At 73.1% G+C, this 14,862-nt stretch carries 12 protein-coding genes; 11 read left to right on the top strand and 1 reads right to left on the bottom strand.

Features of this window, described 5'->3' with window-relative positions; translation table 11 throughout:
- Nucleotides 1–388 precede the first annotated feature (388 nt).
- Nucleotides 389–1,489, bottom strand: coding sequence for a TetR/AcrR family transcriptional regulator (locus tag ACRWK8_RS16100; RefSeq protein WP_431871229.1), 1,101 nt, complete (start codon nt 1,487–1,489; stop codon nt 389–391).
- A gap of 112 nt (nt 1,490–1,601) precedes the next feature.
- Here ACRWK8_RS16100 and ACRWK8_RS16095 point away from each other — a divergent pair, with 112 nt between their 5' ends.
- The 11 genes from ACRWK8_RS16095 (at nt 1,602) to ACRWK8_RS16045 (ending at nt 14,817) form a co-directional block, all read left to right on the top strand.
- Nucleotides 1,602–2,564, top strand: coding sequence for an ATP-binding cassette domain-containing protein (locus ACRWK8_RS16095; RefSeq protein ID WP_431871227.1), 963 nt, complete (start codon nt 1,602–1,604; stop codon nt 2,562–2,564).
- Nucleotides 2,561–3,358 (top strand): ABC transporter permease, encoded by a 798-nt coding sequence (locus tag ACRWK8_RS16090; protein ID WP_431871225.1) that lies wholly within the window; start codon nt 2,561–2,563, stop codon nt 3,356–3,358. The genes ACRWK8_RS16095 and ACRWK8_RS16090 overlap by 4 nt, the downstream gene beginning before the upstream one ends.
- A 95-nt stretch (nt 3,359–3,453) precedes the next feature.
- Nucleotides 3,454–4,410 (top strand): alpha/beta fold hydrolase, encoded by a 957-nt coding sequence (locus ACRWK8_RS16085; RefSeq protein WP_378739353.1) that lies wholly within the window; start codon nt 3,454–3,456, stop codon nt 4,408–4,410.
- Between the two features lie 49 nt (nt 4,411–4,459).
- Entirely contained in the window at nt 4,460–5,434 is a 975-nt protein-coding gene (locus tag ACRWK8_RS16080) for an arsenic resistance protein (protein ID WP_431871223.1), read from the top strand.
- Between the two features lie 125 nt (nt 5,435–5,559).
- Nucleotides 5,560–6,405 carry a helix-turn-helix domain-containing protein gene (locus ACRWK8_RS16075; protein WP_378739349.1) on the top strand — a complete coding sequence of 282 codons (846 nt, stop codon included), beginning with the start codon at nt 5,560–5,562 and terminating at the stop codon, nt 6,403–6,405.
- 165 nt (nt 6,406–6,570) lie between these two features.
- A complete protein-coding gene (locus tag ACRWK8_RS16070; RefSeq protein ID WP_378739347.1) occupies nt 6,571–7,383 on the top strand; it encodes an ABC transporter ATP-binding protein in 813 nt (270 codons plus the stop codon).
- Nucleotides 7,384–7,472: 89 nt separating this feature from the next.
- Complete coding sequence (locus ACRWK8_RS16065; protein WP_431871220.1) at nt 7,473–8,528, top strand: iron-siderophore ABC transporter substrate-binding protein; 1,056 nt, start codon at nt 7,473–7,475, stop codon at nt 8,526–8,528.
- Nucleotides 8,525–10,648: an iron ABC transporter permease gene (locus ACRWK8_RS16060; protein WP_431871218.1), complete on the top strand. Its 2,124-nt coding sequence runs from the start codon at nt 8,525–8,527 to the stop codon at nt 10,646–10,648. Before ACRWK8_RS16065 ends, ACRWK8_RS16060 begins: the two co-directional genes overlap by 4 nt.
- A 55-nt stretch (nt 10,649–10,703) precedes the next feature.
- Nucleotides 10,704–11,774: a peptidase C39 family protein gene (locus ACRWK8_RS16055; protein WP_431871216.1), complete on the top strand. Its 1,071-nt coding sequence runs from the start codon at nt 10,704–10,706 to the stop codon at nt 11,772–11,774.
- A gap of 629 nt (nt 11,775–12,403) precedes the next feature.
- Nucleotides 12,404–13,735: a cytochrome P450 family protein gene (locus ACRWK8_RS16050; RefSeq protein ID WP_378739339.1), complete on the top strand. Its 1,332-nt coding sequence runs from the start codon at nt 12,404–12,406 to the stop codon at nt 13,733–13,735.
- Complete coding sequence (locus tag ACRWK8_RS16045; RefSeq protein WP_378739337.1) at nt 13,717–14,817, top strand: cytochrome P450 family protein; 1,101 nt, start codon at nt 13,717–13,719, stop codon at nt 14,815–14,817. Before ACRWK8_RS16050 ends, ACRWK8_RS16045 begins: the two co-directional genes overlap by 19 nt.
- Nucleotides 14,818–14,862: the final 45 nt, after the last annotated feature.

Genomic DNA, 14,862 nt, shown 5'->3' with positions numbered 1-14,862 from the left:
GTTCGCGGCCGGTCGGGGGTCCCCGGCGTCGCCCACCAGTGTCGCACCGGCGGCGCCGCTCACCCAGTCTCCGGCTGGCGTGTCCCTGAGCAGGTCAAACCGGAGGATTCGGCCACACGACCCCCGGGAGTCAACTTTGATTGACTTTTTCCAGCGGTCAACCTAGATTGACTTCACGGGAGTGCGCGACGTCCGCGACCCCGCCCACCATTCGGGGAGGACCCATGACCCTCACCTTCGACGACCCCGCGCCCGACCCCCGGGATCCGCGCGCCTGGGCGGCACACGGCTTCACCGTGGACGAGGCGCGCGGAGGGATCGACGCGGGCTTCCCGCCCGACACCGCCGAACGCTGGCGCGCACGCGGGGTGCACCGTCCCGCCCCGGCTCAGCGGGTGGCCCGGGCCCCGTTCCCGACGCTCCTGGAACCCCCGGGCGGAACGAAGGCTCCCACGGCGTGGGCCGCGCCGCGCTCCTCGGAGCGTGCCACGATCCGGCCGCCGTGCACACGGATCGCGACCTCGGTGTCGTCGTGCGGGTCGACGGCACCGGCGGCCACGGCCAGCCCCGGGTCGAGCACGATCCTCGGGCTCGCCCAAGCGTCGGCGGGAAAGGAGGGGGACAGGCAGGCACGGAGTTCGGCCACGGCCAGACGGACCAGCGGGAGGAGTTCGGCGGGCTCGGCGGTGACGGGCACGAGCGTCACCGGCACCCCCTCCGGGACGGCGCGCAGGCCCTCCTCCACGGCCTCCAGCCGGTGCAGCCCCAGCACGGCCACGACGCCGTCCCCGACCGCGATCCGCTCACCGCACAGGGAGTCGAGCGCGGTCGGCGCGGACCAGGGTTCGCCCACGGGACGGGCGTGCGGGACGTGGGCGATGTGCGGAAGCGGCCAGGCGTCGTCCAGGTCCACACCGGCCAGGCGTTCGCAGGAGCGGATGACCGTGAAGGGGTCGGTGAACCCGGGCGCGGCGGCGGCCAGCTGCCCGGCACCGTGCAGGGTGGTCAGGACGCCCTCCGCGACCCGGACCCGCCGCAGACCGGGGTCGGGCGCGGTGTCGAGGCTCTCCAGCGCGCGCCCGAGCAGGATCGCCTGGACCGCCGTGAGCTGGGCGAAGACCCGGCTCACCCGGGGGTCAGCGGACACCTCGGCCATGAGTTCGGCACCGATCCGTTCGTCGGTGCCGGTGAGGGGCAGACGGGCCACCCACGCGCGGGCGAAGGCGCCCAGGGCCCGGACCGCGCCGTCGACGGAGTCGGCCGCCCCGGTCAGGGGCTCGCGCTCGGCCGCCTCGGCCAGCACGGCGAAGTACAGGGCGCGTTTGCCCGGGAAGTTGGAGTAGACGGCGCCCCGGGTGAGGTCGGCGCGGTCCGCGATGCGGTCGATCCTGGCGTCGCGGAAGCCGCGTTCGGTGAACTCCTCACGTGCCGCCGTGAGCACCCGCGCCCGGTTGCGTTCCTGCTGCTGTGCCCTGCTGAGCCGGACCATCTTCCTCCTCGTCTCGGTCCCCCCATCCTACGTTGAGATACCGGAGACACTCAGATACTGTCATCATTCGAATACTCACATCATTTGAACCCGTTGGAGGGTGGAGTGCACCATGACTGAGTACGCGTTCCAGGCCCGGGGCCTGGTCAAACGGTTCGGCCGGACGACCGCGTTGAGCGGGGTCGACCTGGCCGCCCGTCCCGGGTCGGTCCTCGCCGTCCTGGGACCCAACGGCGCCGGGAAGACGACGGCCGTCCGCGTCCTGGCCACCCTCGCCCGCCCCGACGAGGGCACCGCCTCGGTCGGCGGCCACGACGTGGTGCGCGAGGCCCCTCGGGCACGCCGGCTGATCGGCCTGACCGGACAGGACTCGATGGTCGACGACGAACTCACCGGACGGGCCAACCTGGTGCTCCTCGGCCAGCTCCTGGACCTGCGCCGGGAGGAGGCGCGGGCCCGCGCCGACCACCTCCTGGCCCGGTTCGGGCTCACCGACGCGGCCCGGCGCCCTCTCTCCACCTACTCCGGAGGCATGCGGCGCCGCCTGGACCTCGCGGCCAGCCTCGTGGGGAGGCCCAGTGTGGTCTTCCTCGACGAGCCCTCCGTGGGACTCGACCCCGGACGACGCGAGGACCTGTGGCGGATGGTCCGCGAACTCACCGCCGAGGGCACCACCGTGCTGCTCACCACGCAGTACCTGGAGGAGGCCGACGCCCTCGCCGACACCATCGCGGTGATCGACCGGGGCCGCGTGATCGCGGACGGCACGCCAGCCGAGCTCAAGCGCGTGGTGGGCGGGCAGGCCGTGTCCCTGCGCACCACGGACCCCGCCCGGACCGAGGAGGCCGCCGAGGTCATGCGCCGGGTCACGGGCCGAGAGCCCGAGCGCACCCGCCAGACCCTGTCCGTGCCGGTCGAGGGCGACACCTCGGCCTGGGACATGGCCCTGGAACTGCGGGACCGGGAGGTGGCGGTGACCGAGTTCTCCCTGCACCTGCCCAGCCTGGACGAGGTGTTCCTCGCACTCACCGGAGCACCACGGGACACCGACACCGAGAGGGAGACCCCCGCATGAGCACCACCGAGCCACGCACCGGCGCCCCGCGCCCGGCCCCGCTCGTCCGGCACGGCCTCGTCCTCGCCCAGCGCGGGCTGGCCAAGTCCCTGCGCAACCCGGGTTCGCTCGTGAACGGCGTGATGACCCCGGCCCTGTTCATGGTCCTGTTCGTGTACCTCTTCGGTGGGTCGGTGTCCGGCTCCACCGACGCCTACCTCCAGTACCTCTTCCCCGGCGTCCTCGTCATGGGCGCGGGCATCGCCGGGATGCTCTCCTCGGGGCTGACCATCAACATCGACATGAAAAAGGGGGTCTACGACCGGTTCCGGAGCCTGCCCATCGCACGCTCCGCCCCTCTGCTCGGATCGGTCCTGGCCGACCTGGTCCGCTACGTGATCACGGTGGTGGTCCTGTTCGTGATCGGCCACCTCATGGGGTTCCGGGTCGAGACCGACCCCGGCTCCGCGCTCGCCGCCTGCGCGTTGGCCATCGGCTTCGGGGTCGGGCTGAGCTGGGTGATGGTGTTCCTGGGCGTGCTGCTGCGCGACGAGGGCGCTGTCATGGCCGTCACCTTCGTGGCCATCCTGCCGCTGCTGCTGGGCACCAGCATGGCCGCTCCGGTCGAGACCCTGCCCGACTGGCTGCGCTCGTGGGCCGAGACCAACCCGGTCACCCACGCCATGGACGCCGTCCGCGCCCTGCTCACCGGCACCCCGGCGGGTGACGCGGTCACCCTCACGCTGGTCTGGTCCGCGGGGCTGGTGGCGGTGTTCGCCCCCCTGTCGGTCTGGGCGTTCAACCGCGAGCACTGAGCAGGCCTCCCCCGGCGTCGCCGATCCCCCTAGGCTGGCCCCTCCGGTCCGGTTCCCGCCGGGACTCCCCCCGGCGGGGCACGAGAGGAGTCGCGTTGAGCGTCCAGCACCACCACGTCGAGGTGAACGGCCTCCGCCTGCACGTCGCGGAGCAGGGCGAGGGCCCGCTCGTCCTGCTGCTGCACGGGTTCCCCGAGAGCTGGTACTCGTGGCGGCACCAGTTCGCCGTCCTCGCCGACGCCGGGTACCGGGTGGTCGCCCCGGACCAGCGCGGCTACGCCCGCAGCGACCGCGCGCCCAGCACCGAGGAGTACAGCCTCCCCCACCTGGTCGGTGACGTCACCGCCCTGATCGGCGCGCTGGGCGCCGAGGAGGCCGTGGTGGTCGGGCACGACTGGGGGGCGGTGGTCGCCTGGACCACGGCGCTGCTCCGCCCCGACCTCGTCCGCGCCGTGGCGGGGCTGAGCGTGCCGCCGGTGCCGCCCGTGGGGATGCCGTCGGTCACCTCCTCCCGACGCACCTACGGTGACGGCTACTACCAGGCCTACTTCCAGGAGCCCGGTCGGGCCGACGCCGAGTTGTCGGCGGACCCCGCCGCGACCGTCAGGCGGATCCTCGTGGGTGCCTCCGGCGCCCACGAGCCGCGTCCCTGGATCGTCCCGGAGGGAGCCCGTCTGTTGGACACCCTGCCCGAGCCGGAGGAGCTGCCCGCCTGGCTCACCGCCGAGGACGTCGAGGTGTTCGCGGCGGACCACGCGGCCCCGGACGCCTTCACGGGGCCCCTCGACTGGTACCGCAACATCGACCGCAACCAGGGCCTGATGGCGGCGTTCCAGGGGCTGCGCGTCGAGGTCCCGGCGCTGTACGTGGTGGGTGACCGGGACATGGTCACCACCCTGGAGGGTGTCCCCGAACTCCGCGCGGTGCTGTCCGGGATCGCCCCGAAGCTGCACGCGGACGTCACCCTGCCCGGCTGCGGCCACTGGACCCAGCAGGAGCGGCCCGACGAGGTCAACCGGGCCCTCCTGGACTTCCTGACCGCCGTACAGTGAACGGGACCGCGGCCCCCCGAGCCGTACGCCGTTCCGAGGAGAACGACCGTTGTCGACCGCCGAACGACTCCAGAGCCTGTTCGTGGCGCTGGCCGCCGCGACCGGCCTGGCGGCGGGCCTGTCGCTGCCGATCGGCCCGGCGGCCGAACACGTGGTGCTGCCCGCCCTGCTCGTGATGCTCGCGGCGGTGTTCTTCCAGATGGACGCCGCCCACGTGGGTGAGGTCCGCCGCGCCCGGACACTGGTGGTGCTGAGCCTGGTCCTGAACTTCGTGTTCACACCGGCGCTGGCCTGGGCCCTGGGTGCGGGCCTGCTCGGTGGTCAGCCGGACCTGCGCGTCGGCCTGCTGTTGCTGCTGGTCACCCCCTGCACGGACTGGTACCTGGTCTTCACCGCCATGGCACGGGGGCACACCGGGATCGCCGCCGCGCTGCTGCCGGTCAACCTGGTCCTCCAGCTGGCTCTGCTGCCGGTGTACGTGCTGTTGCTGGGCGGGCCCGCCCTCATGGTCGACGCGGGCACCCTCGCGGAGGCGGTCCTGCTCGTCCTGGTGGTGCCGTTGGCCGTGGCGATGCTGGTGCGGTGGGCCTCGGCCCGGTTCGGGGACGCGGACTGGCGCGAGCGCCACGTGACCGGACCGGCCGGGCGCCTGGTGCTCCCGCTGCTGTACACGGCCGTGTTCGCGATGTTCGCCTGGCAGGCGCGTACGGTGCTGGAACACCTCGGTGACCTGGCGGCCCTGCTGGTGCCCCTGGCGGTCTTCTTCGTGGTCCTGCCGCTGGTCGCGGTCGGCCTGTCCCGGATGTGGCGGCTGCCCGCCGACCAGAGGGTGACCCTCACCATGGTCACCACCGCCCGCAACTCCCCCATCGCGTTGGCGATCGCGGTCGCCGCGTTCCCCGACCGACCGCTGATCGCGGTCGCTCTCGTGGTCGGTCCCTTGCTGGAACTGCCCGTGCTGGCCCTGCTCGCCCAGGTGGTGCGTGTGCGTCGTCCCGCCGAGCGGGGCACCACCACGGCCTGACCCGGGCACGCCACCCCCGGAGCGAGAACCACCCCCCAAGTGATGACCTGGGCGGATTCAGCTATTTTGAGGTGTCGGCACGGGGCGTCGGCGATGGCTTCCGGGAGTCGGGGGGTGGAACGCCAGTGACTGCGGCCGAGATCGCGGTGGACTTCGAGGGCGCCGGCCTGGGCGCCTGGCGGCGCGAGCCCAGGACCCGCCTGCGCCGCGCCTCCGCGCTGCCCGAGGGCACGGACTCCCCCTTCGTCATCGTCTCGGAGTCCCACCCGCCGGGAGGACCCACCGAGTGGGAGCCGCACGCGCACCCCGCGCACGAGCTGGTGTGGGTGAGCCACGGGGCGCTGACCGCCCGAGTGGGCGACCGCCTCTTCACGGTCTCGGCGGGATGCGGGCTGTGGGTCCCCGAGGGCGAGGTGCACGCGGGGCGGCTGACGGCCGGGGCCGGGCTGCACAACGCCTTCTTCGCCCCGGACCGCACGCCGCTGGCGTTCGGGGAACCGACGGCCGTGACGATGACCCCCGCCCTTGAGTCGCTGCTGATCCACCTGGCCCGTACGGACATCGACGCCGGGGCACGGGCGCGCGCGGAGGCGGTGGTGTTCGACCTCCTGGAGCCGACCGCCCCACGACTGGCGCTGCGACTGCCCGGCGACACCAGGGCGGACACCATCGCGGAGGCGCTGATGGAGGACCCCTCCGACGACCGCTCCCTGGAGGAGTGGGCCCGGGACCTGGACACCAGTCCGCGCACGATCAGTCGTGTGTTCCGGGCGTCCACGGGGTTGTCCTTCGCGCAGTGGCGACAGTCACTGCGCGTCCACCGCGCCCTGGCGCTGCTCGGTGAGGGGCACGAGGTCCAGGAGGTGTCCGAACTCCTCGGATACGCCCAGACCAGCACGTTCATCGACGCTTTCCGACGCGTGATGGGCACGACGCCGGGCGCGTTCACGGGTGGCCCGCGCGGGCGCTGACCGGTTCTCCGTATCGGTTGTCCGGAAGTCCTGATTGCAGCCAGGACGCCGCCGAACTTATTCTGAGTGAGTGAAGGCTAACCTAACTTCCCCTGGTGTCACCCCTGCTCACGGCTGCTTCGTCGCACCCTACGGGCGGGTGGCGCGCCGAGCGCCGCGCCGCCCGTGAGCTCCCTGCACGGGGACCGGCTCGTCCTCAGCCACGGCGGGACCACCGTCGTCCACGGAGCCTCGCTGACGATGACGGCCGGACGGGTCACCGCCCTGGTGGGACCGAACGGCAGCGGCAAGTCCACCCTCCTGCGCGCCCTCGCGCGGCTCCACCGGGTCGACGGCGGCGAGGTGACGCTCGGTGGCCGCGACGGTTCGCCGGACCGCCCGGTGTCCCTGCTCAGCGCACGCCGGTTCGCCCGTGAGGTCACGCTGTTCGCCCAGTCCCGGCCCACTCCGGAGGGGCTGACCGTGGGCGAGGTCGTCGCCTTCGGCCGACACCCCCACCGGCGCGGGTTCGCGGGACCGACCGCCGAGGACCGGGAGGCGATCGAGCGCGCGATGCGCGTCACCGGGGTGCGGGACATGGCCGACCGCGCCGCCGGACGGCTGTCCGGCGGGGAGATGCAGCGCGTCTGGCTGGCCGCCTGTCTGTCCCAGGACACCGGCGTGGTCCTGCTGGACGAACCCACCAACCACCTGGACCTGCGGTACCAGGTCGAGACCCTCGACCTGATCCGCGACCTGGTCGAGGACCACGGAGTCGCGGTGGGGGTCGTGCTGCACGACCTGGACCACGCCGCGCGCGTCGCGGACCGGGTGCTGCTGTTGAGCTCCGGTCGGGCGCACGCCGACGGACCGCCGTCCGAGGTGCTCACCACCGACAACCTCAGCGCGGTGTACGGCATCCGGATCGAGGTCACGGCGGACCCGGCCACCGGTCGGCTCCGCATGGACCCCGTGGGGCGCCACCCGGCCCACCGGTAGCCCCTCCTCCGGACACCGCGCCCCCTGATCCTCGCCCCCGCCCCCCGCCCCGAAGTCCCCAGAGCAGTACAGAGCAGAGAGAACCCACCATGACCAGTGCCCGCAGACTCGCGACCCTCACCGCCGTGGCCGTCGCCCTGATCGCGTCGGGGTGCGGCACCACGAGTGTCGACGAGACCGAGCCCGAGGCTGTCGCCGCGCCCCCTTCGGAGGACTGCGCCGCGGACACCACCTCCACCTCGCCCGACCCGGTGACGCTCACCGACGGGGTCGGCCGCGAGGTGGAACTCGACCAGCCCGCCGCACGCATCGCGGTCCTGGAGTGGCAGCAGGTCGAGGACGCCCTCACGCTGTGCGTCACCCCGGTGGCCGTCGCGGACCCCGAGGGCTACCGCACCTGGGTGAGCGCGGAGGAACTGCCCGAGGGCGTGACGGACGTCGGCAACCGCGAGGAGCCCGACCTCGACACCCTCTACGCGCAGGACCCCGACCTGGTCATCGTGGAGGCCGCCGGACCCGACGACGAGATCATCGCCCGGCTGGAGGAGCGCGGCGTGCCCGTCCTCGTCACCCGGGGCGCCGACCCGGCCGACCCCGTCGGCAACATGCTCGACGTCTTCGAGCAGATCGGTGCAGCGACCGGGCGCACCGAACGCGCCGACCAGGTGGTGCGGGAGTTCGAGGACCACCTGACCGGGGCCCGCGAGCAGGTGGCCGACGTCGACCTGCCCACCACCGACTTCCTCTTCTTCGACGGTTGGCTCCAGGGCGGCAACCTCACCATCCGCCCCTACGGTCAGGGCGCCCTGTTCACGGCGCTCGGCGAGGAGCTCGGGATGACCTCCGCCTGGACCGACGACATCAACGACGCCTACGGTGACGGCGGCGTCGACCCCTCCTACGGGCTCGCGCAGACCGACGTCGAGGGCCTGACCGCCGTGGGCGAGGCCAACCTCTTCTACGCCAACGACGAGGGTGTCGGCGGCTACGTGGAGGAGCTGGAGAAGAACCCGATCTGGACCTCGCTCCCGGCCGTGCAGGAGGAGCGGGCGCACGCCTTCCCGCCGCGCGTCTGGGGCGCGGGCGGCCCGCGTTCCACCGCGCAGGCGATCGACGCCTTCGTCGACTCCCTCACCCAGGAATGAGCGACCCGCGTTCCCCCGGGGTCCGGCCGGTCGCAGGGCCGGGCCCCGACCCCCGTGGCGCGGCAACCGGCCCACGCGGTGCGGCCGCGGGGGCGGCGGTGGTCGCGGTACTGGCCGCCGCGATATGCGCGCTGGGACTGTGGCACCTCACGCAGGGCACGTCCGGCGTGGGCTGGTGGGACCTCGTCCGGTTCCTCGCGGGTGACCGGGAGGAGGTCAGCGGGGTGCCGGTCGGCCACGTGCTGGAGGGCTCGCGGCTCCCCCGCCTCCTCGCCGGAGTGGCCGTGGGCTTCGCCCTGGGCGTGGCCGGTGCGCTCCTCCAGTCCGTCACACGCAACCCGCTCGCCTCCCCCGACACGCTCGCCGTCACGGCGGGTTCCTACTTCTCGCTCACCCTGGTCGCCGCGTTCGGTCTCGCCGTCCCGCTCTGGGCCTCGGGGCTGGTGGCCTTCGGCGGCGGTCTGCTGGCCGCCGCGCTCGTGCTGGCGCTCGCCGGAAGCGCCGGGGGGACCGCCACCACGCGGCTGGTGCTGGCCGGTTCGGCGCTGGCGATGGCCCTGGACGCGGCCACCGGCATGCTGCTGATCCTGTTCAAGGACAACACCACCGGGCTCTTCGCGTGGGGCAGCGGATCCCTCGCCCAGCTCAACATCGACGCGTCGCTGCGCGCGCTGCCGCTGATCGTCGCGGTGCTGGTGGTGGCGCTCCTGCTGAGCCGCCGCCTGGACGTGCTCGGCCTGGGCGAGGACACCGCGTCCTCGCTCGGCGTCCCGGTGCGCTCCACCCGGATCACGGCGGTGCTCTGCGCCGTGGTCCTCACCGGGGTGTCGGTGACGCTCGCCGGACCGATCGCGTTCATCGGGCTGGGCGCCCCCGTGCTGGCGCGGCTGATCGCCGCCCGCGTCCCCGCCCTGCACCGGCACCTGTTCCTGGTGGCCGTCTCCGGGCTGCTCGGCGCCGTCCTGATCCTGCTCGCGGACGCGTCCCTGCGCGCCCTCCTGGGCGCCGAAGGAGCCGCGTCCATCCCCACGGGGGTGCCCACGGCGCTGCTGGGCGGCCTCCTCATCGTCGTGCTGGCGCTGCGTCTGCGTGACGCGGGTCCGCTCCGCCGCCCTCCGGGCACGGGATCCGGTCCGCGCTCCCCCCGGAGGTTCCTCGGCGTCCTGCTCGTGACCGCCGTGCTGCTGGTCGTGTCGGCGCTGGTCGGGGTCCTCGCTGGCAGCCTGTGGCTGCGGACCGGGGACCTCCTGCTCTGGTTCCAGGGAACCGCCCCGGAGCTGGTCGCACGGGCCCTCGACGATCGCGTTCCCCGTGTCGCCGCCGCCCTCCTCGCCGGAGCGGCGCTCGCCCTGGCCGGGAGCGTCGTCCAGGGCACCGTGCGCAACCCCCTCGCGGAGCCGGGACTGCTGGGCATCACGGCCGGCGCGGGCCTGGGCGCGGTGATCGTCGTGACCACCAACCCTGCGGGAGGGGTCGGATCCCTGACCACCATGGCCGTGTTCACGGGCCTGGCCACCTTCGCGCTGATCTGTGCCCTGGCCTGGCGAGGTGGTCTGCGCCCGGACCGCTTCGTCCTGGTCGGCATCGGGTGCGGGTACAGCCTGACCGCGGTCACCACGTTCCTCCTGCTGCGCGCCGACCCCTGGCAGACGCCGCGGATCTTCACGTGGCTGTCCGGGACGACCTACGGCCGGACCCTGCCCGACGTGCTGCCCGTCGCCGTGGTCCTCCTCGTGGCGACACCCCTGGTCCTCGGGCTCAGCCGCCACCTGGACCTGCTGGCCGTGGACGAGGACACCCCGCGCATCCTGGGTATGCGGGTGGGCCGGACCCGGTTGGCGCTGCTGGCGCTCGCCGCCGTCCTGGCCGCCGTCAGCGTGGTCGCGGTGGGGGTGGTCGGCTTCGTCGGTCTGGTGGCGCCCCACCTGGCCCGTTCCCTGGTCGGGGCCAGGCACGCCCGCAGCGTTCCGGTCGCGATGCTCTCCGGCGGGCTCCTCGTGTGCGTCGCCGACACCCTGGGCCGCACCCTGATCGCGCCCGCACAGGTCCCGGCCGGGCTCATGATCGCCCTGGTCGGCGGCCCCTACCTGATCTGGATCCTGCGCCGCTCGCGCGCATGAACGGCGACGGCGCCGCACCGGTGCCGTCCACCCCCGCGAACACCCGGAGCACCGTATGCACTCCCACGAGGTCCCGTCCGAGGGCCGTGTCATCGTCCCGTTCGAGCCCGCCGCGCCGCCCCCGGAGCTGCCTCCGATCCTCCCCGCTCAGGTGCGTGAACGCTGGGCGGCTCCCGACCGCTCGACCCACTCCCCCGTGGTCGTGGCCGTCACCGGAGCGGCACCGGGCGCCTGGGCCGGGGCCGCCCTGGTGACGTCCCGGCCCGGCGCGGCGTACGCGAAGATCGTCGACGTCGTCGGGGAGGGGCCCCGCACGGTCCGGGCGGTCGTCGCGTTCGCGCGCGAGCGAGGGCTCTCCCAGGTCAAGTGGGAGGGCTGGACCGTGAACCCCGAGCAGGCGGAGGACCTCGGTTTCACCGCGCTGGACGCCCCGCGCGGTCAGGTGGACGACCCCGGCCAGCCACCCGCCGGGCACGTGCGCTGGCTGGCGGACGCCGAGGTGGTCGAGCCCCCGTACTACCGGCAGACCACCCACTTCACCTGTGGTGCCGTCACCGCGCTCACCGCCGGTGTCCGGGCCGGGGCGGTGCCCGCCGGGTCCCTGGACCGCGCGGAGGAGTTGGCCCTGTGGCGCGACGCCACCAACTTCCCCGCCTGCGAACCCGTGGGTCTGGGCCTGGCCGTGCACCGCGCGTGGCCGGACGCGGCCGTCACGGTGCGCCTGGACACCGACGAGCCCGTGCTGCTCGACTCCTACTCCGGGGACGAGCGGGAGTGGCGCGCCGTCCTCCAGCGCCGTTCCCGGGCGGACGCGGCCCGGGCCGGACTCCCGGTCGACCCCCGCCGCCTGTCCCCGGACGAGCTGCGCGCGGCCGTGACCGGGGGCGCTCAGGTCCTCCTGCTGCTCTCGTTGGCCACCATGCAGGGGTTCGACGTGCCGCACTGGGTGCTCTGCCACGGAGCGGTGCCGGGGGCCGTGGTGGTCGAGGACCCCTGGACCAACGCCGCGACGGGAGACACCTGGGTGGACGCGCACCTGATGCCCGTTCCGGACCCCTCGCTCGACGCGATGTCCACGCTGGGCCCGGACGTGTTCCACGGGGCCGTGCTCGTGGCGCACCCCTGAGGTTCGAGGTCCGGAGCGAGGACCCGACCACCCCGTGCGGAAAGGCGGTGCACGCCCGGAGGCCCCCGAAGGCGGGATGTCTGGAACCTCGACACCGACTGCGGAGGACCACGCCCCGACGACGGAGACCGCCCCGCCCCAGCTCTCCGAAATCGACACCGGTCTGGTTCGCCGCCTGGTGGACGACCGATTCCCGCAGCAAGCGGAGCGACCACTGCGGCCTCCGCTCCCGGCACCCCCGGCCATCGCCGCGCGGAGCACCCGTCGGATCGAACAGGCGCTCCCGGGACAGGCCCCGAGTCTCCACCAGACGGCCTTTCACGACCGCGTCCCGTGGTGGTCACGGTCACCGGGGATCCGCCAGACGGCCACCGCGCGGAACGATCACCGTGAGGTGTCACCCCCGCACGCGATCCGTGTCCGGACGCGGCCGCGCTGGTCAGCGCACCCTCGCCCGATTTCGCACCCGGTGTCCGAACCCGGAGCCCGGGCAGCCCTGAGCAGGGCTCCCTCCGACATGCCATCCGAAATGCCCGTGGGGCAAGAGATTCAGTAGTGACGCAAGGTGTAAAAAGAACCCAAAGTTTCATTAGACTGGGCGCTTCGTCGCCTCCCAGGACAGGATGCCCGTGGCCCCCCGATGCCCGTACGCGGAGCTGCACTCCGCTGAATTCACCGCCGACCCGCACACGGTCAACCGGCGCATGGTCAAGGAACACGGCCCCGTGTTCCCCGCCGAGATCTTCCCCGGGATCAAGGCCTGGGTCGTCGCCGACTACGCGCTGATCACCGCGTGGTGCCGGGACACCCGTACCTTCCGCCGCGACTCACGCCTGTGGCTCGACTGGCGCGAGGGCCGCATCCCCGACGACGCCCCGGTCGTGGCGATGATGATGCACCGCCCCAACCTCCTGTTCTCCGACGGCGACGAGCACGCCCGCCTGAAGCGCTCGGTGATCGACTCCCTGGGCCGCGTCCCGGAGAGCCGGATCGGGGAGATCACCCGCAAGCACGCGGACATCCTCATCGACGCCTTCTGCCAGCGCGGTGAGGCCGAGCTCGTCTCCGAGTACGCGCGCCTGCTCCCCCTCCTCGTCCTGTGCGAGGTCTTCGGCTTCTCACGCGACATCGGAGAGCGCGTCCTGAACTCCCTCAGCGCCCTGTGGGACGGGATCGACGTCGTCCGGTCCAACGGCGAGTACGAGCGGGCGCTGTCCGACGCGATCTCGGCCAAGCACGCCCAGCCCGGCGAGGACGTCACCTCCTGGCTGCTCCAGCACCGCTCGGGGCTCAGCGACGAGGAACTGCTCCACCAGCTGGTGGTGACGATCGGGGCCGGGGCCGAACCCACCGCCAACCTCATCTCCGGGACCACCCACACGCTGCTGGTCGACGACGAGGTCCGGCAGGCGTTCCGGGGCGCCCGCGTGGGGATCAGCGAGGCGATCGACCAGCTGCTCTGGGTCGACCCCCCGGTCAACAACTACCCCGTCCTCTACCCGGTGAAGGACGTGCGGGTCAGTACCGGCACGGTGATCAGGGCCGGTGAGCCGATCCTGCTCGGGTACGCGGCCGCGCACGCCACCATGGCCGGGGAGGGTCCGGACATCGAGTCGGGCAACCGCGCACACCTGGCCTTCGGGGTCGGCCCGCACCGGTGCCCGGCACAGGGGTTCGCGTACGCTATCGCCCAAGTCGGCGTGGAGAGCCTCACCAAGCGCCTCCCCGACCTCAGGACGAGCAAGGAGGAGGTCCTACGACGACCCGCCCCCTTCGCTCTGGCGCTCTCGCAGCTGCCGGTCACGTTCACCCCCGCCTCCCCGAAAGGCACGACACCTCCATGGCAACAGACATCCCCGTCCTCCACCCCTACGACCTCCACCGACAGACCACAGAGCTCCGTTCCCGAGGCCCCGTCGTCGAAGTTGAGATCGTTGGTGGCGTGGTTGTTCGGGCGCTGACCGGGCACGAGGTGCTCATGGAGGCGCTCGCCCACCCGGGTGTGCGCAAGGAGGCGCGGCACTGGCGCCCCTGGGCCGAGGGCGAGATCCCCATGGACTGGCCGCTCATCTCCTGGGTGGCCCCGGACAACATGCTCACCGCGGACGGGGACAAGCACCGGCGGCTGCGTGCCCTGGTGTCCCAGGCGTTCACCCCGCGTCGTGTGGAGGCGCTGCGCCCGCGCGTCGAGGCGATCACCACGGAACTCCTGGACGCCGCCGAGGCCGCCGGGCCGGGACCGGTCGACCTCCGGGCGGGCCTGGCGCTGCCCCTGCCGATGACGGTGATCTCCGAGCTCTTCGGCGTGGGAGAGGAGTACCGCGACACCCTGCACACGCTGATCCACCGGGTCTTCGACGCCACCATCACCCCGGAGGTCGCAGCCCAGACCAACATGGACCTCCAGAGCTTCCTGAGCGACCTGGCCGAGGAGAAGGCGAAGAACCCGGGCGACGACCTCACCAGCGCCCTCTTCGAGGCGCGCGCCGAGGGAGACGAGCGGCTGTCGCAGAGCGAACTCGTGTGGACCCTGATCCTCATGATCGGCGCGGGCTACGAGACCACGATGAACCTCATCGGCAACGCGGTCCACGCCCTGCTCACCCACCCGGACCAGCTCGCCCTGATCCGCGGCGGCGAGGCGACCTGGGCCGACGCCGTGGAGGAGACCCTGCGCTGGGACGCGAGCGTGCAGTACCTGCCGCTGCGCTACACGGCGGAGGACGTCACCCTCAGCGGCGTCGACGTGCCCAAGGGCGAGGCCCTGCTGATGGGCTTCGGCGCCGCCGGGCGGGACGAGGCCCAGCACGGGAAGGACGCGCACGTCTTCGACCTGCGCCGCGCCCAGAACTCCCACCTGGCCTTCTCGCACGGCCCCCACTTCTGCCTGGGCGCGGGGCTGGCCCGGCTGGAGGGGATCACGGCGCTGGAGCAGCTGTTCACCCGGTTCCCGAACCTCCGCCTGGCTGAGGGCGAGGAGTTCCCCGAGACGGCGTCGATCGTCTCCAGCGGCCTGGACCGTCTGCCGGTCGTCCTGGGCTGATCCGGGCACACCACAGGGCCCCGGGGGGGGCGGGGGGGGGGGGGG

The organism is Nocardiopsis eucommiae (genome assembly GCF_965344335.1).
Taxonomy (GTDB): Bacteria; Actinomycetota; Actinomycetes; order Streptosporangiales; family Streptosporangiaceae; genus Nocardiopsis; species Nocardiopsis eucommiae.
The sequence above is the reverse complement of the archived record's forward strand: the minus strand, read 5'-3'. Positions and strand labels throughout refer to the sequence as shown.

Coding starts and splice junctions, on each gene's coding strand:
- ACRWK8_RS16100 (WP_431871229.1), bottom strand. CDS start 1,489: ATGGTCCGGCTCAGCAGGGCACAGCAGCAGGAACGCAACCGGGCGCGG.
- ACRWK8_RS16090 (WP_431871225.1), top strand. CDS start 2,561: ATGAGCACCACCGAGCCACGCACCGGCGCCCCGCGCCCGGCCCCGCTC.
- ACRWK8_RS16055 (WP_431871216.1), top strand. CDS start 10,704: ATGCACTCCCACGAGGTCCCGTCCGAGGGCCGTGTCATCGTCCCGTTC.
- ACRWK8_RS16065 (WP_431871220.1), top strand. CDS start 7,473: ATGACCAGTGCCCGCAGACTCGCGACCCTCACCGCCGTGGCCGTCGCC.
- ACRWK8_RS16095 (WP_431871227.1), top strand. CDS start 1,602: ATGACTGAGTACGCGTTCCAGGCCCGGGGCCTGGTCAAACGGTTCGGC.
- ACRWK8_RS16060 (WP_431871218.1), top strand. CDS start 8,525: ATGAGCGACCCGCGTTCCCCCGGGGTCCGGCCGGTCGCAGGGCCGGGC.